Annotated in this window: 1 pseudogene; it reads left to right on the plus strand. The window is 51.3% G+C overall.

What is annotated here, in order from left to right:
• Nucleotides 1–20: 20 nt before the first annotated feature.
• Nucleotides 21–238 (plus strand): annotated as a pseudogene (locus Q4563_RS22500) (AI-2E family transporter); the annotation flags it as partial.

The following is a 238-nucleotide window of genomic DNA, read 5'->3' on the forward strand; positions in this document are numbered from 1 at the left end:
GTAAAGGTCAGGCGCTGCTGATGTTGTTGCCAGAACAATACCCTGACCTGATTACCACGGTTCAGGTGCAGGAGTGGGTACATCAGGCGCGAGAAGAACTGGCGTCGATGGGGCAATGGGCGCTGAGCTTTTCCCTTTCCGGCATTACCGTGCTGATGGCGATGCTGATTTATTGCGTTTTGGTACCTATCCTGGTGTTTTTTCTGTTGAAAGACGGTGACGATATTTTGTCCTGGTG

The organism is Gilvimarinus sp. 1_MG-2023 (assembly GCF_030548285.1).